Annotated in this window: 22 protein-coding genes; 13 read left to right on the top strand and 9 right to left on the bottom strand. The window is 67.1% G+C overall.

Annotated features, from left to right (window positions below):
* Entirely contained in the window at positions 1–255 is a 255-nt protein-coding gene (locus IDF66_RS03350) for a WhiB family transcriptional regulator (protein WP_161062209.1), read from the bottom strand.
* Positions 256–689: 434 nt separating this feature from the next.
* On the opposite strand from IDF66_RS03350, the gene IDF66_RS03345 reads away from it, so the two are divergent.
* A complete protein-coding gene (locus tag IDF66_RS03345; protein WP_190266291.1) occupies positions 690–1865 on the top strand; it encodes an MFS transporter in 1176 nt (391 codons plus the stop codon).
* Here the strand turns inward: IDF66_RS03345 and IDF66_RS03340 are convergent.
* A complete protein-coding gene (locus tag IDF66_RS03340) occupies positions 1793–2761 on the bottom strand; it encodes a diacylglycerol/lipid kinase family protein (protein ID WP_190265715.1) in 969 nt (322 codons plus the stop codon). The genes IDF66_RS03345 and IDF66_RS03340 overlap by 73 nt on opposite strands.
* Before the next feature lie 204 nt (positions 2762–2965).
* Here IDF66_RS03340 and IDF66_RS03335 point away from each other — a divergent pair, with 204 nt between their 5' ends.
* Both IDF66_RS03335 and IDF66_RS03330 read left to right on the top strand, forming a co-directional pair.
* The gene (locus IDF66_RS03335; protein WP_190266290.1) at positions 2966–3385 is read left to right on the top strand and encodes a hypothetical protein; all 420 of its coding nucleotides are present in this window, start codon (positions 2966–2968) and stop codon (positions 3383–3385) included.
* 87 nt (positions 3386–3472) lie between these two features.
* Entirely contained in the window at positions 3473–4258 is a 786-nt protein-coding gene (locus IDF66_RS03330; protein WP_164308840.1) for a ParA family protein, read from the top strand.
* 88 nt (positions 4259–4346) lie between these two features.
* Here IDF66_RS03330 and IDF66_RS03325 read toward each other — a convergent pair whose 3' ends face one another.
* Positions 4347–5630, bottom strand: a complete 1284-nt coding sequence (locus tag IDF66_RS03325) for an Rv3212 family protein (RefSeq protein ID WP_190265714.1) — start codon at positions 5628–5630, stop codon at positions 4347–4349.
* Between the two features lie 41 nt (positions 5631–5671).
* Positions 5672–7315 carry a DEAD/DEAH box helicase gene (locus tag IDF66_RS03320; protein WP_190265713.1) on the bottom strand — a complete coding sequence of 548 codons (1644 nt, stop codon included), beginning with the start codon at positions 7313–7315 and terminating at the stop codon, positions 5672–5674.
* Positions 7316–7620: 305 nt separating this feature from the next.
* Between IDF66_RS03320 and IDF66_RS03315 the strand changes: the two genes are divergently transcribed.
* The gene (locus IDF66_RS03315; RefSeq protein WP_190265712.1) at positions 7621–8322 is read left to right on the top strand and encodes a ferritin-like fold-containing protein; all 702 of its coding nucleotides are present in this window, start codon (positions 7621–7623) and stop codon (positions 8320–8322) included.
* Between the two features lie 156 nt (positions 8323–8478).
* Positions 8479–8712, top strand: a complete 234-nt coding sequence (locus tag IDF66_RS03310; protein ID WP_164308844.1) for a DUF3107 domain-containing protein — start codon at positions 8479–8481, stop codon at positions 8710–8712.
* Between the two features lie 71 nt (positions 8713–8783).
* Here the strand turns inward: IDF66_RS03310 and IDF66_RS03305 are convergent, their stop codons facing one another.
* The gene (locus IDF66_RS03305; protein ID WP_190265711.1) at positions 8784–9428 is read right to left on the bottom strand and encodes a TetR/AcrR family transcriptional regulator; all 645 of its coding nucleotides are present in this window, start codon (positions 9426–9428) and stop codon (positions 8784–8786) included.
* 264 nt (positions 9429–9692) lie between these two features.
* On the opposite strand from IDF66_RS03305, the gene IDF66_RS03300 reads away from it, so the two are divergent.
* Together IDF66_RS03300 and moeZ are read left to right on the top strand one after the other, a co-directional pair.
* Positions 9693–10676, top strand: a complete 984-nt coding sequence (locus IDF66_RS03300; RefSeq protein ID WP_223309271.1) for a DUF3152 domain-containing protein — start codon at positions 9693–9695, stop codon at positions 10674–10676.
* Positions 10677–10775: 99 nt separating this feature from the next.
* Positions 10776–11951, top strand: a complete 1176-nt coding sequence (gene moeZ / locus IDF66_RS03295; RefSeq protein ID WP_190265710.1) for an adenylyltransferase/sulfurtransferase MoeZ — start codon at positions 10776–10778, stop codon at positions 11949–11951.
* Here the strand turns inward: moeZ and IDF66_RS03290 are convergent.
* Positions 11945–12400 (bottom strand): SRPBCC family protein, encoded by a 456-nt coding sequence (locus tag IDF66_RS03290; RefSeq protein WP_190265709.1) that lies wholly within the window; start codon positions 12398–12400, stop codon positions 11945–11947. The genes moeZ and IDF66_RS03290 overlap by 7 nt on opposite strands.
* On the bottom strand, positions 12388–13305 hold the full coding sequence (gene sigJ / locus IDF66_RS03285; RefSeq protein WP_190265708.1) for an RNA polymerase sigma factor SigJ: 918 nt from the start codon (positions 13303–13305) through the stop codon (positions 12388–12390). Before sigJ ends, IDF66_RS03290 begins: the two co-directional genes overlap by 13 nt.
* 170 nt (positions 13306–13475) lie before the next feature.
* On the opposite strand from sigJ, the gene IDF66_RS03280 reads away from it, so the two are divergent.
* The 6 genes from IDF66_RS03280 to IDF66_RS03255 all read left to right on the top strand — a co-directional run bounded on the left by IDF66_RS03280 (position 13476) and on the right by IDF66_RS03255 (position 20939).
* Positions 13476–14330 (top strand): TIGR02569 family protein, encoded by an 855-nt coding sequence (locus tag IDF66_RS03280; protein WP_164308849.1) that lies wholly within the window; start codon positions 13476–13478, stop codon positions 14328–14330.
* Positions 14331–14511: 181 nt separating this feature from the next.
* Complete coding sequence (locus tag IDF66_RS03275) at positions 14512–15987, top strand: nitrate/nitrite transporter (protein WP_190265707.1); 1476 nt, start codon at positions 14512–14514, stop codon at positions 15985–15987.
* A 41-nt stretch (positions 15988–16028) separates the two neighbouring features.
* Entirely contained in the window at positions 16029–18602 is a 2574-nt protein-coding gene (gene nirB, locus IDF66_RS03270; protein ID WP_190265706.1) for a nitrite reductase large subunit NirB, read from the top strand.
* Positions 18599–19018, top strand: a complete 420-nt coding sequence (nirD, locus tag IDF66_RS03265; protein ID WP_164308852.1) for a nitrite reductase small subunit NirD — start codon at positions 18599–18601, stop codon at positions 19016–19018. The genes nirB and nirD overlap by 4 nt, the downstream gene beginning before the upstream one ends.
* Positions 19015–20196, top strand: a complete 1182-nt coding sequence (locus IDF66_RS03260; RefSeq protein WP_164308853.1) for a uroporphyrinogen-III synthase — start codon at positions 19015–19017, stop codon at positions 20194–20196. The genes nirD and IDF66_RS03260 overlap by 4 nt, the downstream gene beginning before the upstream one ends.
* Positions 20193–20939: a sirohydrochlorin chelatase gene (locus IDF66_RS03255; RefSeq protein ID WP_223309101.1), complete on the top strand. Its 747-nt coding sequence runs from the start codon at positions 20193–20195 to the stop codon at positions 20937–20939. Before IDF66_RS03260 ends, IDF66_RS03255 begins: the two co-directional genes overlap by 4 nt.
* A 274-nt stretch (positions 20940–21213) precedes the next feature.
* On the opposite strand, the gene IDF66_RS03250 is transcribed toward IDF66_RS03255, so the two are convergent.
* On the bottom strand, positions 21214–21516 hold the full coding sequence (locus IDF66_RS03250; protein ID WP_190265705.1) for an MGMT family protein: 303 nt from the start codon (positions 21514–21516) through the stop codon (positions 21214–21216).
* 1 nt (position 21517) lies between these two features.
* Positions 21518–22318 (bottom strand): alpha/beta fold hydrolase, encoded by an 801-nt coding sequence (locus IDF66_RS03245; RefSeq protein ID WP_190265704.1) that lies wholly within the window; start codon positions 22316–22318, stop codon positions 21518–21520.
* Positions 22319–22348: the final 30 nt, after the last annotated feature.

The raw sequence follows: 22348 nt of genomic DNA, 5'->3' as shown, positions 1-22348 counted from the left end.
TCAGACGCTGCTGCGCGTCCGGGTACGTGCGGTGCGCCGCTTGAGCGCACGCCGCTCATCTTCGCTCATGCCTCCCCAGACGCCTGCATCCTGGCCGGATTCCAGGGCCCACGAAAGGCATTCGGCCGTGACGGGGCACCGGGCGCAGACGAGCTTCGCATCAGCGATCTGCGCGATGGCCGGGCCACTGGTTCCCACTGGGAAGAACAGTTCCGGATCTTCGTCGCGACAGATTGCGTTGTGACGCCAGTCCATTCCTTCTCCTTCAGGTGCGTTTTGCGCACCACTCGACAACTCCCATGTCTGGTTTGTTGTGGCTGTAACCGCTAGTTCACGCGGACCCACCAAATGTTTCCGCACTGTTGCTTGTGAATACTTTCACGAATCCAGGCGAAGTCAATGGTGTTCCGTTAACACGTGTGCAATATCACTGTGGTGACCACCCCGATTTCCTGGGGGTGCTTGCACTCGTTGTGCACCGATGTACTAGTCTACCCGTTCTTCACGTGGAATTCGCCCGATTTCCCAGGTCGTCGTCACGGATCACTGGTGGCATTGGAGTCAACCGCAGTATTCTGTGAGTCATGCCACGACGACGATGTTGATCTTCATCACATCGACTGAGGGCGGCTGCCTATGTTGCCGCTCTGGCCGAGGACGCCATCCCGCTCTATCCGCTCTATGCGGTGATGTTCGCGGACCCCACGATACCGGGGGCAGGGTTGTCGGCGGCCTCGATCTCCTCGCTGTTCATCGTGTGGTCGGCATGCTCTTTCGTATTCGAGATCCCGACCGGCGTGCTGGCCGATCGCGTACCGCGACGAATGCTGCTGGTGGCAGGGCCGTTGTGCAGCGGGGCCGGTTTCGCCCTGTGGACGTGGTGGCCGTCGTTTGGCGCCTTTGCTGCCGGATTCGTGCTGTGGGCCGCCGGTACGGCGCTGCGCTCGGGGTCGCTGCAGGCGCTGCTCTATGACACTCTCGCCGCTCGTGGGCAGGCCCTGCAGTATGCAGGCCTCGCTGGTCGGGTCCGGGCGATGGGGGCGACCGGAGTCCTGCTCGGGACCGCCGCTGCGGTCCCGCTGACCGCCTGGGGCGGGTATTCGGCCGCAGGGGCGGCCGGCGTTCTGGCGTGCATCGTCTGCTCGGCATCATCGGCGATGTTGCCGGAGGATGCGCCGCCACGGCGCCAGGCCGAACACGACGACGCCGATCCCGCGCGCGGTGGAACCGCGGCTGGGTGGCGCATCGTCGTCGGCGAGGCGCTCACCGGCCTGCGCGGCGACCCAGGGCTTCGACGTGTCGTCGTCCTGCTGATCGCACTGACCTGGGTGGCGGCGCTCGACGAGTATCTGCCACTGCTGGCAGACGCCATGTGGTCGGGCGCCACGGCGCCGGGGCCGGCGGCGGCCACCGGCGTCTCGATGCTCATGGTGGTGGTGGCCGTCGGGGACATCGCAGGTGGCCATGCGGCATCACGCACCGACGTGACCGACTTCCGCCCGCGTCGTCTGGCGCCGTGGCTGCTTGCCGGCGCCGTGGCTCTGGCGATCGGGGCCATTTCCGGTCATCCGGCCGGAATCATCTTGGTGGCGTTCGCATTCGGCGTCTTCGGCTGGTCGTTGGTGATGGCCGATACGATGATGCAGCACCGGATCCCTTCGGGGGCCCGTGCCACCATCACTTCGGTGGTCGGAGTGGGTGAGGAGACAGTCGCGATCGCCGCCTTCGGTGCGTGGGCGGTCGGATCGGAGTGGCTCGCGCCGACGACGTCGTTCGCTGTGGCCGCCGTTCCCTACGCCGTGCTCGCCGTCGTGCTGATGGTCTCGTCGTCGGGTGCCACCACCGCGAGGGCCTCCGGTCGATAGCCGAATTCGATGGACAGGTGGGCCCCGATGTAGTCACCGTCCATCTGGACGTCGATCGGCTCATCGGCCCGGAACCGCACCCACGCCACGTCGTCGTCGCGATGGAGATGCCGGGCCTTCGGGTTGCGATGCGTGAGCAACCGCGCGGCGAGGGGCAGATTCCGCGCCACCGATGTGGAGGTCGCCGCGAAAAGCCCTAGGCGGGTGTCGAATCCGGTCGTCGGGTTGGTCCGGATCTCGTAGTCACCGAAGTACGTCCACGGGCTGGTGTTGCTGACGAACCCGTATCGGACGTCGGTGATGGGTTCATGGTCGGGGATCTCGACAGTGAAGGACGCGCGGCTGGCGGCATGGCGGACGAAGGACGCGACGGTCGTCCACAGATACCGAGAAGGAGTCGCGGCCTTGCCCGCGTGGCGCTTGTCCTCCATGGCGTGGACCACGACGGCGTCCATACCCATGCCCGTGTTGAACAGGAACCAGCGGTCCTGTGTGTGACCGAGGCCGATCCGCCTGCACCGACCGGCCTCGAGGAGGTCGATGATCTGAGCGGTGGCCGCCAGCGGGTCCGAGCGCATGCCCAGGGTGCGGGCGAACACATTGGCGCTACCGCCGGGGATCACGCCGACGCTCGGCAGCCGGCGGGTCGGATCGGTGGCGCCCGGGGCCCCCAGGATTCCGTTCACGGCCTCGTTCACCGATCCGTCTCCGCCGTGCACGACGACGACGTCGACGCCTTCGGCGACCGCTCGTTGCGCCAGTTCGCCCGCATGTCCGCGGTGCGTGGTGTGTTCGACGTCGAGGGTGAACCGGGAACCGAGGGTGTGCGCGAGCGCATCGCGGCCTGCCGGACTGGTGGCCGTCGCGAATGGATTGACGATGAGCATGACGCGCACGAGACCCCACGATATTGGGTCTGCAGGTGTGACGTACATCCGCCCGTCGTCGGTGCGGGCGTGGGGTCCGTCTCGTACGGGGGCGAGCGGCGCCGCACGAGTACTCACCCATAGTCTGGACGGGTGAGCACGAAGCGGGGCGGCAACGCCGATGCAGGCGACGACCAGCACCGGGAGCCGGATGAACAGGCCGATTCCGGGCAGGTGCCGACGACCATCCGGGTGGCCGGGGCGGTCACGGCGCTGGAAGGTGCGATCGCGGTCATCGTGGCGATCGTCCTGGCGATCCGCGAGGCCGGCGGTCACCGGGAGGCCGCGATCAGCGGTTACGGAACGGCAGCGTGGTTCGGCATCATCGGCGCAGGCGTGGTGGTCGGCGGGATCGCTCTGCTGACCGGGCGGCGCTGGGGGCGCGCGATCGCGGTGGTCGCCCAGATCTTGCTGCTACCGGTTGCGTACGCGCTGCTCACCGACAGTCATCAGCCGTGGTTCGGGATACCGCTGGCCATCGCCGCGCTGGCGGTCCTGGTTCTGATCTTCAGTCCGTCATCGACGCGCTGGCTGGTGGGGGAGTACGAGCCCGACGGTCCGCCCGACGACGGCTCCCGGGTGCGCAAGCGCTGAGTTCCCTCGCGCCGCCGACGGCGATTTTCCTCGGCCCGCCCAGGCGTTAACCCCGACGACGGCGCTGATGGGCCGTACAGTTGGCACATGACCCGTATGCTCGCCATCGCGAACCAAAAGGGTGGGGTGGCCAAGACGACGACGGTGGCGTCGCTCGGGGCGGCACTTGCCGACCTCGACGTCTCCGTCCTCGTGGTCGACCTCGATCCCCAAGGCTGTCTTACCTTTTCACTGGGACACGATCCCGACCAGCTCGAGGTCTCGGTGCACGACGTGCTGCTCGGCGAGGAGGAGATCGCCGACGTGCTCCTCGACACCGACGACAACGTGACCCTGTTGCCGGCCACGATCGATCTGGCCGGTGCCGAGGCACTGCTGCTGATGCGGCCGGGTCGCGAGTACGCACTCAAACGGGCGCTCGCCGAGGTGGCCGAGGACTATGACGTCGTCCTCATCGACTGTCCACCGTCGTTGGGGGTGCTCACCCTCAACGGGTTGACCGCCGCGGACGAGGTGGTGGTGCCACTGCAGTGTGAGATGCTGGCCCATCGCGGCGTGGGGCAACTCCTCCGGACCGTCACCGAGGTGCAGCAGATCACCAATCCTGGCTTGACCATGCTCGGGGCGGTGGCCACGTTGTACGACGCGCGGACCACGCACAGCCGAGACGTCCTGTCCGACGTCTCGGACCGCTACGACCTCCCGGTACTGGAGCCGCCGATTCCCCGCACGGTGCGGTTCGCAGAGGCGTCGGCCTCTGGTTCGTCGGTGATGCGCGGCCGAAAGAACAAGGGCGCCAATGCATATCGTGAACTCGCGGAGAACCTGTGGAAGTACTGGGACGCCGGAGAGCCGGTCCGCACTTCCGCCTGACCACCGGGGGACGGGACGCCCGGCGTCATTGGACGACGACGACCCGATTCCCGTCGGGATCCTCGAGTCGCAGCCTTCGTTGTCGACGCTAGGCCGGTCCGTATGCTGCGACGGTCGATCCCCACTGTTCGATCACGGTGGAACCCTGTACTCGTAGGCTGATCGGCCCGCGGGTGTATCCGTCACGCCGGATCGGGATCGAGCGCACCTCACGGCCGGTGGCCGCGTCGCGCACACTGATCCCGGTCGCAGTCGGGAGCAGCAGCTGCCCGGCCATCACGTCGCCGGTGCCGATGGCACCCGGCACCTGGTAGATCGGTCGTACGTTCTGGGCGTCCAGCACGACGGTGGTGCCGCCGGTGAAATACGAGGTCAGCCCACCGTTGGTGACGGGCTCGACGTTCTCGGGCGGAGCGGGTGCGCCGGCGACAGTGTTCACCACCGTGGGCACGCCGTCGGTGGTGAACTGCCGCACCGACGGGGCGACCGGTCCCGCCGGGGCGTCGTTCGACGCCGGGGCAGGACGATTGCCGCCGCCGTCGTAGACAGCGATCCCGGAGCTGCTCATGGCGATCGCGACCGGCGCGGGCCCTGATGTGCCATCGGTGATCAGCGACGACCCGTACTGCTGGACCTCCTCGTCCTTGTTCAGTACCGCTCCGAGGACCGTCAGTCGGTACCCGGGTTCGTCTCCGCAGTGTTCGATGACTGCGACGCGATCGCCTCCCGTTGTCGCAGACATGAGTCGGCACCCGGTCCGGCCGGGTTGCACATCCGGTTTGACCGGCGCGTCGACACGTCCGTACTCGATGCCGCGGACGAGATTCGACCCCCAGGTCTCTAGTCGCGTGGAGCCCTGGGACACAACATAACCCGAGTCCGCGACCAGATGGATGCGGTCGTCGGCGTCCGAGCTGCGGCCGCCTTCGCGCTGACCGGACGAGCCGTTGAGGGCCGTGACCTCGCCGCACCCGCGGGAGTTCCGGTAGGCGGCCAGGACCTCGTTGTTGCTCGACGGCCACGCTGCGACTATGGCGCACAAGCCGAGATCGCGCCGATAGTGCCAGACCTCGTGGCCGGTGGCGGGATCCCGGCCGACCACGGACCCGCCGTCGGCCGTCACCACCACCGACCGCGCGATCGCGGGGGTGTCGGTGACCGCTGATCGCGCACGCCAGAGCGGCGTGAATCCGGCCGGTACGGCGGTGGCCGGGGCGACGTCGGGCACCGACGCCGCGGCCTGTGCGCTGTCGGTGTGACGCACCGCGCTGTGGGCCCACACCAACAGTCCGGCGACGAGCAGGATCACCACGATGGCAGCACTGACGACGAGGTCGACCGGTGTTCGTCGCTCAGGTCGGATTCGTACCACGCACCCTCCGGTCGCCGCGCTGGGAAGTGATTAGGCCGGGATCACTCGGCGGCCGAGGTGGCCGGCGTCTCGTCGGTGTGCTGTCCGTTCGACGAGGAACCGCCGCGCTTGGCACCGCCGCGTCGACGTCGACGCCGACGCGGCTTGTCGGCGGTCTCGTCTGTGGAGGCGTCGGTGTTGTCGGCGGCCGACGTGTCCGCGGTCGTGCTCGTGGACTTCTCGGAACCGGCAGGCGATCCGTCGCCGGACGCGGGGCGGCCGGCGCGTGTCCGCCGACGGGTCCGATTCGACTTGGGGCGCTCGGACCGCGAACGTCGCTCCGACTTCGCATCGCCGTCCGAGTCGGTCTTCGGTGCGGTGATCCGTCCGGTGGCCGATTCGGGGATTCCGAGATCCGTTCGCAGGTGCTCGGAGGTCGAGTACGTCTCGACAGGGTCGGCCATGTCGAGGCCGAGTGCCGAGTTGATCAGCTCCCAGCGGTGAATCTCGTCCCAGTCGACGAAGGTGATCGCGATGCCGGTGCGGCCTGCACGACCGGTGCGGCCGATGCGGTGCACGTAGGTCTTGTCGTCCTCGGGGCACTGGTAGTTGATGACGTGGGTGACGTCGTCGATGTCGATGCCGCGGGCCGCGACGTCGGTGGCGACCAGGACGTCGATGTCGCCGTTGCGGAATCGCTTGAGCGCCTTCTCGCGTGCCACCTGGCCGAGATCGCCGTGGACGGCGCCGACGGAGAACCCGCGCTCGCCCAGGTCGTCGGCGACCTTCTGTGCGGTGCGCTTGGTTCGCGTGAAAATCATTGTGGCGCCACGGCCTTCGGCCTGCAGGATACGAGCGACGAGCTCCGCCTTGTCCAGTGCGTGGGCGCGGTAGACGTGTTGGGTGGTGCGTTCGTGGATGGCCGAATCGTTGGCGTGCTCGGCGCGGATGTGCGTCGGTCGGTGCAGGAACGTCCGGGCGAGGGTGACGATCGGGCCGGGCATGGTCGCGGAGAAGAGCATCGTCTGCCGCGGTGTGGGCAGCGCCGACATGATCCGCTCGATGTCGGGGAGGAAGCCGAGGTCGAGCATCTCGTCAGCCTCGTCGAGGACGAGGATCGACACCTTGCCGAGGACCAGGTGGCCCTGCTGGGCCAGATCGAGCAATCGGCCCGGGGTACCCACGACCACGTCGACGCCGGACTGGAGGTCGGCGATCTGCGACTCGTACGGCCGGCCGCCATAGATCGACGTGATCTTCAGTGGCCGGTTGGTGCCGTCGGCCAGCGTGACGTCGAGTTTGGGCGCCGCGACCTCCAGGTCGCCGGTGACCTGCAGGCACAGCTCGCGGGTCGGGACGATGATCAAGGCGCGCGGTGTGTTGTCGAGGGCGCGCAGACCCGATTCCTCGGCGTGTGCGAGGCGGTGGAGCAGGGGAACGCCGAAGCCGAAGGTCTTGCCCATGCCTGTGCGGGCTTGCCCGATCAGGTCGTCGCCACTGAGGGCGAGGGGGAGGGTCAGCTCCTGGATCGCGAAGGTGTGGGTCTTGCCGTCGTCGGCGAGGGCCGAGACGATCCGTTCGTCGACGCCGAGTTCGGCGAACGTCGGGGAGGTGTGGGTCTCGTCGACGATGGTGGTCTTCACGTCGTCGTCCGTGCCGGTGGTCGGCGCGGTGTCGTTCGTCTGTGTCGCGATGGAATCGCTCATGTGAGGTTGTATGCCTTTCTGCATTTTCCCGCACGCACGAAAGGCACCACAGTGGGATCGAGCGGCTTGCGGAGAAAGGGGTCCGGGTGGACCGGGCAAACCGTGGTCGGTGACTGTGTGGTGGCCAGGTCGGGCTGCATCGCCCGACATGAGTGCGCGCACATTGTCCGGTACCTGCGCGGGTGATCCGGATCGGTCGACCGGCCATGCGGCAGTCGGGCTGACACCGGATCGTCATGGTCGCGTCAGTGCACCGTTGTCAAGTGTACTTGGTGAACGCTTCGGCCCCGCCTACCATCTCCACCATGTCGACCGCGCCGCCCCCATCCGGAGTCACGCCCGAGCCCGCAGCACGTCCAGGAATCGACGGCGACGGTGGTGGGATCGCCAAGCTGTTCGCGGTACTCCTCGCTGGTGAGTACGCCGCTTTCTACCGGCTGATCGATGAATCGCGGATGGCGCCGGACGTCCACAGCCGGATCGCGATCGCCCGCATGGCCGCTTCGGAGATCGGACATTTCGACACGCTCGCCGCGCAGGTGGCGTCCCGCGGGATCGACCCGACCGAGGCCGTCGAGCGGTATCGCGGGATCTTCGACCAGTATCACCAGGTCACGACGCCCAAGACCTGGTATGAGTCGTTGGTCAAGGCGTACCTCGGTGACGGGCTCGCCGCTGATTTCTACACCGAGGTCGCGGGCGTGCTGCCCGTCGAGGCCCAGGCGATCGTCGGCGAGGTGATGGCGGAGACCGCGAACTCGCGGTTCGCCCGGGAGCAGGTATCGGCGGCCGTGGCCGCCGATCCGGCGCTCAAGTCGCCACTCACGCTGTGGGGGCGTCGCCTGCTCGGAGAGGCCGTCACCCATGCACAGTGGGTCCTCGCGGCCGAGGAGGAGGTCACCGATCTGCTCTTCGCCGGGGCGGCGTCCCTGCACGGGGTCGCGAGCTTCTTCGATGTGATCGCAGACGAGCACGGCAAGAGGATGACCGAGCTCGGTCTCGGATGACGCGCCCGCTGTTTGCGCTGTGAGCGGAGCCGCTGTCGGCGCCGTCGTGGGCTGAACTAGCCTGGTGCGGCACAGAGTCGTCGTGCGCCATCGGCGTCGGCACCACCGGTGTCGGCCCGTCGGCGTGGGCGCCGTCAGAGGAGAAGAAGGGTGGCCATGGCCGTTGAAGTGAAGATCGGTATCACCGACAGTTCACGTGAGCTGTCCATTCAGACCACGCTCACCAGTGACAAGGCGTACGCCGAGGTCGAGGCCGCATTGTCGGGCAAGCAGCAACTGCTCGCCCTTGTCGACGACAAGGGCGCTCGGATCCTGGTACCGGTCACCAAGATCGCCTACGTCGAGGTGGGTAGTTCGGAGAATCGCCGGGTCGGCTTCGGGGCCACCTGACCCGACCTCCTGCGATCGGTTGCTGTCGGGGCCGGGCATTGCGCTCCGGGTGCCCGGCAGCCGCCGATCGATCAGGATTCGTCGTCGGCCGATTCGAGCATCGGCACGTGCGACAGCCCACCCCAGAGCAACGCGACCGTCGTGTCGACGGCGGCCTGCTTGTCCACGGGACGTTTCGCCTCGAGCCAGTAGCGCGCATTCACCTGGCTCGCACCGACCAGTCCGGCGGCCAGCATCCGTGACCGATACGGATCCAGACCCGAGTCGTGCATGACCAGTCCGTAGACGGCGTCCACGCAGGCCTCGGTGGCGCCCTCGACCCGCCGGATCACCGCGGGGTCCATCGCGTCCGAGGAGAAGATCAGTCGGTATCCCGAGTTGTCCTGGTCGATGAAATCGAAGAAGGCCTGGACGGCTGCCTGGACGCGCTGCTTGTTGTCGGTGGTCGTGAGCAGTGCGCGGTTCACATCGCTGACCAACTTCTCGGCATGCGAATCCACCACGGCGATGTACAGGTCGAGCTTCGACGGGAAGTGTTGGTAGAGAACAGGTTTGCTCACGCCGGCGTGGACCGCGATCTCGTCCATCCCGGCCGAGTGGTAGCCACGCTCCACAAAGATCTCGCTGGCGGCGTCGAGCAGCTGCATCCGACGTGCACTCCGTGGCAGACGCGTGCTGCGCCCCGCGTTGTGTGCAGAGTTCGTGGTGGTCGACATGCGTTGAGCGTACTCGGGGTCCATCGGCGGAACCGATTCGCACAGACAGGCATCGGCCCTCGGTTCCCCGGATCCGCGCTGACCTGTGAGAAAGTTGAGCCTGTGAGTCACCCAGGAGGCGGGCCGAACTCCGGGAGCGCAGGTGCCGGCGCACCCGACGCCGGGGTCGGCGGCGCGCGAGCACGTGCCAAGGACATGGGGCCGCGGCCGCCCCGACGGGACAGTGGGTCCTCGGGCGGATCGTCGACCGGCGGATCGTCGAGCATGGAGGCGGGCCCCCGGACCCGCCCGAGGCCGGACCAGCCATTACGGGCGCGCTGGGACCCGACCGACGACAGCGGGCGTGCCCGTGTCGACCGCGACGCCCAGCCGGAGCGCAAGAAGCAGAGTGCTCTCGGCCGGTTCGTGGCGACCTACGGGTGGCGGGCCTATGCGATCCCGCTGCTCGTGATCCTGACGATCGTGCTCATCGTGATGACCGTCCGGGACGGGAACGACGCCGCTGTGACGCCCGCGGCCGACGTCAATCCGGATTCGGCATCGCGCAACACCGACGTCAGCAAAGAGACCAAACCGATCGGTGCGCCGACCGGCTCCATCCAGGCCGCGTCGCTTCCCGCGGGCACCCTGCCGCCGGGCGGTCCGTACACGCAGAAGGGCCGGGAGTCCTACCACGTGGTCCCCGGTGCGGGAAAGCAGGTCGGGACCGGTCCGCAGGTGTACACATACACCGTCGAGGTGGAGAACGGCGTCAACTCGCAGGACTTCGGAGGCGACCGCTCGTTCGCCAAGATGGTCGACTCCACCCTGGCCAACCCGCGCAGTTGGATCGGCGACGGAAAAGTGGCCTTCCGCCGGATCACAGGCGGCGAACCCGACCTGCGGATCACACTCGCGTCACCGGCGACCGCCCGCGAACTCTGCGGCTACCAGATCCAACTCGAGACATCGTGCTTCTATCCGCCGGAGAAGCGCGTCACCCTCAACGAGGCGCGTTGGGTGCGGGGTGCGCTGTCCTATGAGGGCGACGATCTGCTGTATCGCCAATACCTGGTCAACCACGAGACCGGCCACGGCATCGGCTACGAGTCGCACGAACCCTGTAAAGAGAACGGTGCCCTCGCCCCGGTCATGATGCAGCAGTCGTTCGGGGTCGCCAACAGTCAGATCATGGCTCTCGATCCGCAGATGCAGGCCAATCGCAATCTGGTCTGCAAGCCGAACCCCTGGCCGTTCCCCAACAAGTGAGTCTCGCGGCGCACCTGCCACATACCGCGGCGGAATGACCGCGGGGTCGAGACCGTTGAGCACAACAGTCCACTTGAGTCAGATGTACTGGAGGCGCCCGTGTCGTCCTTGCCCCCGCTGGTCGAACCCGCAGCGGAACTGTCGAACGAAGAGGTGGCGCGCTACAGCCGGCACCTGATCATCCCCGACGTCGGGATGGACGGGCAGAAGCGGTTGAAGAACGCGAAAGTGCTGGTGATCGGCGCCGGCGGTCTCGGCTCACCGACACTGCTCTATCTCGCCGCCGCCGGAGTCGGGACCATCGGCATCGTCGAATTCGACGTCGTCGACGAGTCGAATCTGCAACGTCAGGTCATTCACGGCCAGTCCGACATCGGGCGTCCGAAGGCCGAGAGCGCGCGCGACTCGATCTCCGAGATCAACCCGTATGTCACCGTGAACATCCACGACGAACGGCTCGAGCCCGAGGGCGCCATCGAACTGTTCTCGCAGTACGACCTCATCCTCGACGGCACCGACAACTTCGCGACCCGCTACCTGGTGAACGACGCCGCGGTGCTCGCCCACAAGCCATACGTCTGGGGATCGATCTACCGGTTCGAAGGTCAGGCGTCGGTGTTCTGGGAGGACGCGCCGGACGGTCGCGGCCTCAACTACCGCGATCTGTACCCGCAGGCGCCACCACCCGGCATGGTGCCGTCGTGCGCGGAGGGTGGGGTGCTCGGCATCCTGTGCGCCTCCATCGGCTCGATCATGGGCACCGAGGCGATCAAACTCATCTGCGGCATCGGGGAACCATTGCTGGGTCGACTGATGGTCTACGACGCCCTGGACATGACTTATCGCACCATCAAGATCCGCAAGGATCCGGAGGGTGCACGGGTGTCCGAGTTGATCGACTACGACGATTTCTGCGGCGTGGTCTCCACCGACGCGGCCGACGCCGCGGCGGGTTCCACACTGACCCCGGCCGAGCTCAAGGAGAAGATCGACCAGGGCGACAAGCTCGCATTGATCGACGTGCGTGAGCCCGTCGAGTGGGACATCGTCCACATCGAGGGTGCGACGCTGGTCCCCAAGGACGAGATCCTGTCGGGCGCAGGTCTGGCGAAGGTTCCGCAGGACCGTCCGACGGTCCTGTACTGCAAGACCGGCATCCGGTCGGCCGAGGCGCTCGCCGCGTTGAAGCGCGCAGGGTTCGCAGATGCCAGCCATCTGCAGGGCGGCGTCACGGCGTGGGCCAATCAGGTGGACAAGACGCTTCCGGTCTATTGAGGCGGCTCCGCGCTCAACTCCTTTGCCGCGCCGTCGAGAACCCGACCGAATGCATAGCCCACGAGTGGTTTGCCGACACGACGGGTGAGCATCGGTCCGAGCAGTGGGATGGCGAGTTCGAACGTCGTGGTCCAGATGACGCGGGAGGCGCCACCAACGTCGTCGACGGTGACCTGTCCGGCCTCGTGTCGGGACGGTGGGAAGCTGCGGTAGACGTGATAATCGAAGGAGTGTGGCGGGACGTACGCCGTGATGCGCTCGGCGAACCATCCGATCAGCCAGGTCAGCACCCGGATCGCGCCCACACCGTACGGGGCGTCGCGCCCGGGCGTGCGGAGCCGCTCCGAGACGACCAGCGGAGTCCGGGTGTAGTTGTGGGCGTTGCTGATCCACGCGAATACGGTGTCCACCGGTGCGTCGATGGTGCGCTCGACTGTCACGGTCTCCATGTCATGTCCCTTCCTCTGTCCAGTCGACGGATCTCGTCGACGGCCCCGAGTTTCTCTGGATTGCGGATCGCATAGAACGCTGTGATCCGACCGTCGGCGACATCGAATGAGGCGACCGAGTCGACGGTGCCCGCTATCGTGAAGATCGCCCCCGGTGCGGCGTTCACCGTGGTGAGCGTGACGTGCGCGTCCGCCATCGAGGTCCGGGCGAGGCCGATGGCGAATGCGGCGACCTTGTCGGCCCCGATGATCGGTTGCCGGGCCGCCGCGACCCGTCCGCCGCCGTCGGACATCTGGACCACGTCGGGCGCGAGCATCGAGACGAGGACCTCCAGGTCACCGGTGTGCGCGGCATACAGGAAGCGTGCGACCACGTCGCGACCATCCCGCGATCGCGGCGTCGCCGTTTCATTGCCGACATTCGAACGTCGTGAACGGACGTGTCCACGGGCGCGATGTGCGATCTGCCGGACAGCCTGCTCAGACTTCCCGATCATCGTCGCGATCTCCGCGTGCGGGTAATCGAAGACCTCGTGCAGGACGAACACCGCCCGTTCGACGGGTGCGAGGGTCTCCAGCACAACCAGCATCGCGATCGACACCGAATCGGCGAGCACGGCGTCGTGGCTCGCGTCGTCGTCGGTGCGGATCGGCTCGGGCAGCCAGTTGCCCACGTACGTCTCGCGGCGACGACCGACCGTCCGCAGGTGATTGAGGCCGGTGCGACTCACTGCGGCGACCAGATATGCGCGCGGATCGTCGACGTCGGTTGGCGATCGATCCCGCCAGCGCAGATAGCAGTCGTGCACCACGTCCTCGGCGTCGGTCGCCGTCCCCACGAGGTTGTAGGCGACCGTGAACAGCAATGGTCGGAGCTCGGTGAATACGTCGTCGGCGTCGGTCACATACCAATGACACCGCAGGGGTCGATCGTGTGACGCGACATCGATGTGCGGTGCGTCACACCGGTGAGCTGGTCGCGCGCCTTCGCGCAGCGCGGCGGGTTCCGAGCACGGTGGGGTCCGACGTGCGTCGCTCCCGGATAATGCCTGGATCGATCGGTAATCTCACAGGTGTGACGACCCTCGAGCCACCCGAACACGTGCTGAACACGTTCGGGCTGACCGCCCACCCGCCGATCCCCATGGGCGATTCCTGGATCGGTGGCTGGCGTGTCGGTGAGGTCGTGTTGTCGTTGGTCCCCGACCACGCGCGTGCGGCGTGGTCGGCATCGGTGCGTGAGTCGCTCTACGTCGAGGGGCTGCGGGTCGCACGGCCCTTCCGCGCCACCGACGGCCGCTATGTGGTGTCGGGCTGGCGCGCGGACACCTACATCGCGGGCATACCCGAGCCGCGTCATGACGAGGTCGTCCTGGTGGCCGATCGCTTGCATGCGGCGACCGCCGAACTCGAGCGGCCGAGGTTCCTGCTGCAGTCGCCTGCGCCGCCGCACACCGACGTCGACGTCTTCACCGCCGCCGACCGCGCCGCCTGGGAGGACGTCCCGATGCGTACGGCGCGCGCGGCCGGCATGGGTGAGCCGACCTCTGAAGACGGTGTGGCGAGCGTCCAGATGCTGAAAACTCTTGCCACGCTTCGCAAGAACGTGGATCTGAAGTCGCAGGTGGTGCACGGCGACCTGTTCGGCACGGTGCTGTTCGCAGGTGCCGCGGCGCCCGGCATCACCGACATCGTCCCGTACTGGCGGCCCGCGCCCTGGGCCGCCGCTGTCGTCGTCGTCGACTCGCTGGCCTGGGGTGGCGCCGACGACGACCTCGTACATCGATGGGCGGATCAGCCGGAGTGGCCCCAGATGATGCTGCGCGCGACCATGTTCCGGCTGGGAGTCCACGCGTTACATCCACGGGCAACGGCAGGGGCCCTGCCCGGTCTGCAGCGGGTCGTCGACCTCGTTCGATTGCTACTCTAGGTCAATCGACGCAGGTAGAGCCTCTGCGACGCCTTCTCACAGGGAACGTGCCGCAAAGTGAGCACAACGTGACTCTTCGGTCACGCGAGGGAAAATCCCGGCAACACTGGCTACCTAACGTGGCATCCAATCGTCCGACATCGTCGTCGGCCAACCATCTCGACCCACGATTGGATGGCCCATGCCTGCACCCGTCGCCTCTTTGCGGAGCGCGCTGAAACGTGACCACAAGATCACCGATTGGGATCCCGAGGACCGAGAGGCCTGGGATGGCGGCAATGCGGCCGTTGCCAAGCGCAATCTGGTCTGGTCGGTGATCTGCGAACACGTCGGTTTCTCGATCTGGTCGCTGTTCTCGGTGATGGCCCTGTTCATGGGGCCGGAGTACGGCATCAGCCTCGACCAGAAGTTCGTGATCGCCGCGACGGCGACCTTCGTCGGCTCCTGCCTGCGGATTCCCTACACCCAGGCCACTGCGCGGTTCGGTGGGCGGAACTGGGCGATCTTCAGCGCGATCGTGTTGCTCATCCCCACCGGCCTGACGATGATGCTGATGATGAATCCCGGCGAGTTCGGGTTCGGCTGGTTTCTCGCCGTTGCCGCACTGACCGGCTTCGGTGGCGGCAACTTCGCGTCGTCGATGACCAACATCAACGCCTTCTACCCGCAGCGGCTGAAGGGGTGGGCGCTAGGTCTCAATGCGGGCGGTGGCAACATCGGTGTCCCGGTCGTCCAGCTGATCGGTCTGCTGGTGATCTGGCTCGCGTCCGATCAGCCCGAGATCGTCTGTGCCGTCTATCTGGTGGCCCTGGCGGTCGCGGGTGTCGGTGCGGCGATCTACATGGACAATCTTGATCACCAGACGTCGAGCGCTCGCGCGATGCTGGACTGCCTCCGGCACCGCGACACCTGGCTGATCTGCTTCCTCTACATCGGCACGTTCGGTTCGTTCATCGGCTTCGGCTTTGCGTTCAGTCAGGTCCTCAACATCAGTTTCACCTCCGCAGGCGCGGCCAAGCCGGCGCTGGCGGCTGCGCAGATCGCCTGGATCGGTCCGCTGCTCGGATCGCTGTCCCGCCCGTACGGCGGCAAGCTGGCCGATCGTGTCGGCGGCGGCAAGGTGACCATGTACAGCTTCATCGCGATGACGTTCTCCGCCGCGATTCTGGTGGTCGCGGGTTCGATCGCCGACGCCAACGGCAAGGTCATCGGCGGCGGCGTCCTCGCGGCGTTCATCGTCGGCTTCATCCTGCTGTTCCTGATCTCCGGTATCGCGAACGGATCGGTGTACAAGATCATCCCGACGATCTGGGAACACAAGTCGCAGAACATCACCGGTCTCAACGCGAACGGCAGGGCCAAATGGTCACGCAGCATGTCGGGTGCGCTGATCGGGATCGCCGGTGCCGCCGGAGGCCTGGGCGGCGTCGGGATCAACCTCGTCCTGCGGGCCAGCTACAAGTCGAATCAGTCGGCCACGGTGGCGTTCTGGATCTTCATGGTCTTCTACGTGGTGGCCGGGATCATCACCTGGTGGTTCTACGCTCGCCGCCCGATCATCACCGGCGCTACCACCGACCTGCAGGTGGCAGATCCCACCTCCGCGTCGATCCAGCCGACCACGGACCCCGGGTCCACCGACAAGGCGATGGCCTGACCGCGAGTCCGGTCCGAAGTCGAACATCGAGGGAGTTACCAGTGACCAGCGAATCCAGGACGGCAGTCGTGGTCGGCCACGGCATGGTGGGTCACCGCTTCGTGCAGACGCTACGTGACCGTGACACCGAGGGGCTCTGGCGCGTCGAGGTGGTGTGCGAAGAATCGGATCCGGCCTATGACCGTGTGGGGCTGTCGTCGTATGTGGGCTCGTGGCAGCGTGATTCGCTGGCTTTGGAGGGCAACACCTACGCAGGCGACGATCTCGTCGTGACACATCTCGGCGAGACCGTCACCGACATCGATCGGTCCGGACATCGCGTCGTCACCTCGAGCGGCCGCGAGATCGACTACGACGCCTTGATTCTGGCCACCGGATCGTACGCGTTCGTGCCTCCGGTCCCCGGTCACGACCACAAGCAGTGTTTTGTCTATCGCACCCTCGACGATCTCGACGCGATCCGGGTCGCCGCCGAGGCCGTAGGTCCCGGCGCGCCGGGTGTCGTGGTCGGTGGCGGCCTGCTGGGACTCGAGGCCGCCAATGCGCTGAAGTCGATGGGGATGACGCCGCATGTGGTCGAGTTCGCCCCGAGGCTGATGCCGATGCAGGTCGACGACGGCGGCGGCGCGGTGCTGAAGAACCTGGTCACCGACCTCGGACTGACCGTGCACACGGGTGTCGGCACCGCGAACATCGCCGACGGCGAGTCCGATGGTGTGACCGTCACACTCAGCGACGACAGCGAGATCCAGGCCGCGCTGGTCGTGTTCTCTGCAGGTGTCCGACCACGCGATCAGCTGGCCCGCGACGCGGGCATCGCCGTCGGGGAGCGCGGTGGTGTCCTGGTCGACGAAACCTGTCGCACAGACGATCCGGACGTCTACGCGATCGGCGAGGTGGCCGCGGTGAACGGCCGGTGTTACGGGCTGGTGGCGCCGGGGTACAGCACTGCCGAGGTGGTCGCCGATCAGCTGCTGGGCCGGGGGAGCACCTTCCCGGGCGCCGACATGTCGACGAAGCTCAAGCTCCTCGGCGTGGATGTCGCCAGCTTCGGCGACGCCATGGCGACGACAGAGAACGCGCTGGAGATCGTCTATCACGATGCGGTGGCCGGCCGATACGCGAAAGTCGTGGTGTCCGACGACGCCACCACGCTGCTCGGCGGCATCCTGGTCGGCGACGCATCGGCCTACGCGATGCTCAAGCCGATGGTCGGGCGCGAGATCCACGGCGACCCGGCCGCGCTGATCGCGCCCGCCGCCGGGCCGGGTGTCGGTATCGACGTGCTGCCCGACGATGCCGAGATCTGTTCGTGCAATGGTGTTTCCAAGGGCGCCATCTGCTCGGCGATTGCGGGTGGCGCCTGCGAGATCGCCGACGTCAAGAAGGCGACCTGCGCGGGCACCACGTGCGGCGGTTGTCTGCCGAGTGTGAAGGCGTTGCTCGCCGCGTCGGGAGTGAAGCTCTCCAAGGCCCTGTGTGAGCACTTCGGGCAGTCGCGCAGCGAGTTGTTCGAGATCGTCTCCGTCACCGGAATCCGGACGTTCTCCGAACTGATCGACAGGTACGGGACCGGGCAGGGATGCGAGATCTGCAAGCCGACCGTCGCCTCGATCCTGGCATCCACCTCCAGCGATCACATCCTCGACGGCGAGCAGGCCGCGTTGCAGGACACCAATGACCACTTCCTCGCGAACATGCAGAAGAACGGTTCGTACTCGGTGGTCCCGCGGATGCCGGGCGGCGAGGTGACTCCCGAGCAGCTCATCGTGATCGGCGAGATCGCTCGTGACTTCGGGCTCTACACCAAGATCACCGGTGGCCAGCGAATCGACTTGTTCGGGGCCAGGGTCGATCAGCTACCGGAGATCTGGCGTCGGCTCGTCGACGCGGGTATGGAATCGGGCCATGCCTACGGCAAGAGTTTGCGCACTGTGAAGAGCTGCGTCGGGTCCACCTGGTGTCGTTACGGGGTCCAGGACTCCGTAGGCATGGCCGTGTTCCTGGAGAAGCGATACCGGGGGCTCCGGTCGCCCCACAAATTGAAGTTCGGGGTATCGGGCTGTGCGCGTGAGTGCGCCGAGGCGCGTGGCAAGGATGTGGGCGTCATCGCCACCGAGCACGGGTGGAATCTCTATGTCGCGGGCAACGGCGGCCAGAGCCCGAAGCACGCGCAACTCCTGGCCGGCGGAGTGGATGACCAGACGTTGGTCGCATACATTGATCGGTACCTGATGTTCTATGTCCGAACTGCCGATCGGCTGCAGCGCACCGCGCCGTGGCTGGAGTCGTTGGAGGGCGGTCTGGACCATCTGCGCGCGGTGGTCTGTGACGACAGCCTGGGACTGGCCACCGAGTTGGAGGCGTCGATGGAAGCGCATGTCGCCGGGTACCGCGACGAGTGGGCCGCCGTTCTCGACGACGAGGAGAAGCTCAAGCGCTTCGTCTCGTTCGTGAACGCACCGGACGTGGTCGACCCGACGATCCGATTCGCCGACGTCGATAGGAAGGTGCCGGTGCTGCTCGACATGCCCGCGATGCCGGCACGTGCCTCCGCGTCGCAGACCGCGGTCCGTGACGTGACCGAACCCGAACGTGAAGGAGTGCCCACGTGATCCTCGCTCATGAACCCGCCGAACCCGGGACCCATCCCGACGCGGTGCCCGGGGAGTGGGTGCGCGCCTGCGCCGTGGCCGATCTGGCGATCGGGCGGGGCGTCGGTGTTCTCGGGCCGGATTTCGAACAGGCGGCATTGTTCCGTGTGCCTGCGGTGGAGACCGACCGGGAGGCCGTCGTGGGCCGCACACGGTTGTATGCGATCGGCAACATCGATCCGTTCTCCCGCGCCGCGGTGCTCTCACGCGGCGTGAGCGGCGACCGTTCGGGTGAACCGACCGTTGCGAGTCCGCTGGGCAAGCAGGTGTTCTCCCTGCGCACCGGGCTGTGCCTCGACGACGAGACGACGTCGGTGGCGAGTTACGCCGTCCATGTCGTCGACGACATGGTCGAGGTGTTCTTCCCGCGCCGATGAGCACACACAAGCACAAGGAATCCTCCGATGCCCTGGAGAGCCTGCCGTTGGCGGGTTTCACCATCGGGATCACCGCAGCACGTCGCGCGGACGAGTTCGCGGCACTGCTGACCCGGCGGGGCGCCGAGATCATGGCTGCACCGACCATCCGGATCCTGCCGCTCACCGACGACACCGAGCTCGAACGCGTGACGAACGAGATCATCGGGGATCCGCCGGAACTGATGGTCGCCACGACCGGTATCGGCTTCCGGGGCTGGGTGGAGGCCGCCGACGGATGGGGGAGTGCCGAGTCGTTGATCGACGCACTCGGCAAGAGTCGGCTCATCGCTCGCGGGCCGAAGGCAAAGGGCGCGATCCGGGCCGCAGGCCTGCGGGAGGAGTGGTCGCCCGAGAGCGAGTCGTCGTCGGAGGTACTCGACCGGCTGCTCGAGCAGGGCGTTGACGGAGTGCGGATCGCCGTGCAGTTGCACGGGGCGACGACAGAGTGGGAACCCCTGCCGGACTTCTGTGCGGTGCTGCGTGCCGCCGGGGCGCAAGTGCTGCCGGTGCCGGTCTACCGATGGAACATGCATCCCGACGTCGACCGGATCGACCGGATGGTCGGGGCGGTCACCCGGGGCGATCTCGATGCCATCACGTTCACCAGCGCACCTGCCGCGGCGGCCATTCTCACCCGGGCAAAAGAACTGGGGAAGCTCTCGCAGTTCGTCCATGCCATGAGAACGGCGGTACCGGTGATGTGCGTCGGTTCGGTGACGGCCGGACCACTCGAGGCCTTGCAGATCCCGACGATCTATCCCAAGCGATTTCGTCTCGGTGCGCTCGCGCGACTGATCACCGAAGAGCTCCCGCGGCGCAGTCACAATCTGCGAATCCACGGTCACAACACCGCGATCCGCGGCCAGGCCGTCGTCGTCGACGGTGAACTCCGTGATCTGTCGGCGACCAGCCTCGGCCTGCTCAAGGCGCTTGCCGTGGCCCCCGGACGGGTCGTCTCCCGTCAGGAACTCCTGGCCGGCCTCCCCGGTGACAGCTGCGACACGCACGCCGTCGAGGTCGCCGTTGCCCGCCTGCGTAATGCACTGGGGGACCCCAAGATGATCCAGACAGTGGTGAAGCGGGGGTACCGACTCGCGGTCGATCTGGAGTATGACGGAGAGGACGACCCCGAATGACGCGCAGGAGCAGCGATCCGATGTTGCCGACCGGGGATCGACTTCGCGACATCAGTCCGGTCCTGGTCGCGCACGGCACCCGTAACCCGCATGGTGTCAACGTGATCGCCGAGATCGCCGAGGCGGTCAGCGATCGGATCGGTACCACCCGGACAGCGTTCGTCGACGTGCTCGGACCGACACCTGCCGAGGTGATCGCTGATGTCGACCGGCCGGCCGTTCTGGTGCCCGCCTTCTTGGCGTCGGGATATCACGTGCGCAAGGACATCCCCCGGCACGTCGTCGAAGCGGGCCGGGCGGACACGGTGGTGACCCGAGCTCTCGGACCGGATCCTGCCATCGCGGCGGTGGCACGGCTGCGGCTGATCGAGGCGGGCTGGGAGCCGGGCGACGCGGTGGTGCTGGCCGCCGCCGGGTCATCGGACGAAAGTGCCTGCGGTCAGGTTCATCTCGCGGCACGCCAGCTCGAGTCGCTGATCGGCGGCCGGGTGGAGGTCGGGTTCATCGCGACCGCATCACCATCGGTACCGGAAGCGCTCGAGCGTGCCTCCCGACACGGTTCCCGTGTGGTGATAGCGAGCCATCTGCTGGCGCCGGGCCTGTTCCACAACCGGTTGCACACCCATGGTGCCGACGCGGTCGCCGATCCGCTCGGCGCGGATCGCCGGATCGTCGATCTGATCGTGACCCGAATGCGCGCCGCGGTGAGTCCGTACCGGCGTAATGCGGCGGTCCGTCGCTGAAAGTCGTTGTCGTGCCTGTAGGTTATCCGGTCGTCACCGCAGAGCCGGGCGTGTGCGTCCTGCGGCCGAGTGGCAGGTGTGTGTCCTGCTGGCTGATTGGCGGGTGAGTGTCCTGCTGGTCGAGTAGCGAGTGTGTGTCCTGCTGGTTGAGTGGCGAGTGTGTGTCCTGCTGGTCGAGTGGCGGGTGTGTGACCTGCTGGTCGAGTGGTGGGTGGGTGTCCTGCTGGTCGAGTAGCCGCCGAGCGCAGCGAGGCAGCGTATCGAGACCACGCGCTCACCCGGTCGGCGTCCACCGGCACTCGCGGAGGATCACCTTGCCGTCGCGGACCGGGACCCCTTCGGCTCGTAGGCGTTCGAGTTGGCGGCCGGCCAGGTGGGCAGCAGGTTTCCCGCTTGCGGAGATGACGCGATGCCACGGCAGGTCGGCCGAGTCGGTCCGCATGATCCATCCGACGATCCGCGGACTGGACAGTCCGACGGCCGCCGCCACGTCGCCGTAGGTGGTGACCTGACCGACCGGGATCGCGCCGACCAGCGCGCGCACCTGTTCGACCTCGTCGTCGGTGACCGCCGCCATGTCAGCCCCGATCGACCATCGACCGGATGGCTCGCGCAGTGAGCTCGGGTGCCAGGAACGGCACCATGTGTTCGCAATCGGCGTGCACGATCTCCACAGAGTCATGGCGTTCGGTGGCGCAGACCTCGAGAAAGGCGGGCCGGACGAACGGTGGGTCGACCCGATCGGCCACGACGACCGTGGTCGGCAGACCCGGCGGCGGCACCACGGCGTCACGGGCCATCTCGCTCCACGCGGTGGCCGCGGCCGGGGCGGATACCCGCCAGCCCACCCGGCCCGGCGCGCTGTCGGTGAGGTGATCGTCGATCTCCTTGTCCAACAGCATCTCTGGGATGTCTGCCCACCCTTCCGCGCGTTTGGCCGACTTGGCGGCCGCCGCATCCGGGTAGTCCCAGTGCTCGAGGCTGTCGGTGGCAACCCGCAGGGCCATGGCGGGATCGAGGCCCTGCGCCGGGTCGAGCAGGACCAGCCCGCACACCGATTCACTGCCCAACCGGTGGGCGAGGCGCACCGCGACGGCACCGCCGAACGAGTGCCCCACCACGACGAACGGCCGGGCGACCACCGGGATGTACTGGTCGACCACGTCGACCAGTGACGCGACGTGGTCCTCCAACGACCATGGCGGCACCCACGGCGAGTATCCGTGCCCGAGTAGGTCGGGGGCGATGACCCGCAGGTCGGTGAGGTGGTCGGCGGCCAGCGACTCCCATCGCCTGCCGTGGCCGGTGAGCCCGTGGATGGCGAGGACGTGCGGTGCCCCGGGTGCGTCGGTCCCGAAGACGTGGGTGGTCAACGTCATGACAGCCATCCTGCCGCATGTCAGGTGGAC

This window comes from Gordonia hankookensis (assembly GCF_014673215.1).
Taxonomy (GTDB): Bacteria; Actinomycetota; Actinomycetes; order Mycobacteriales; family Mycobacteriaceae; genus Gordonia; species Gordonia hankookensis.
The sequence above is the reverse complement of the archived record's forward strand: the minus strand, read 5'-3'. Positions and strand labels throughout refer to the sequence as shown.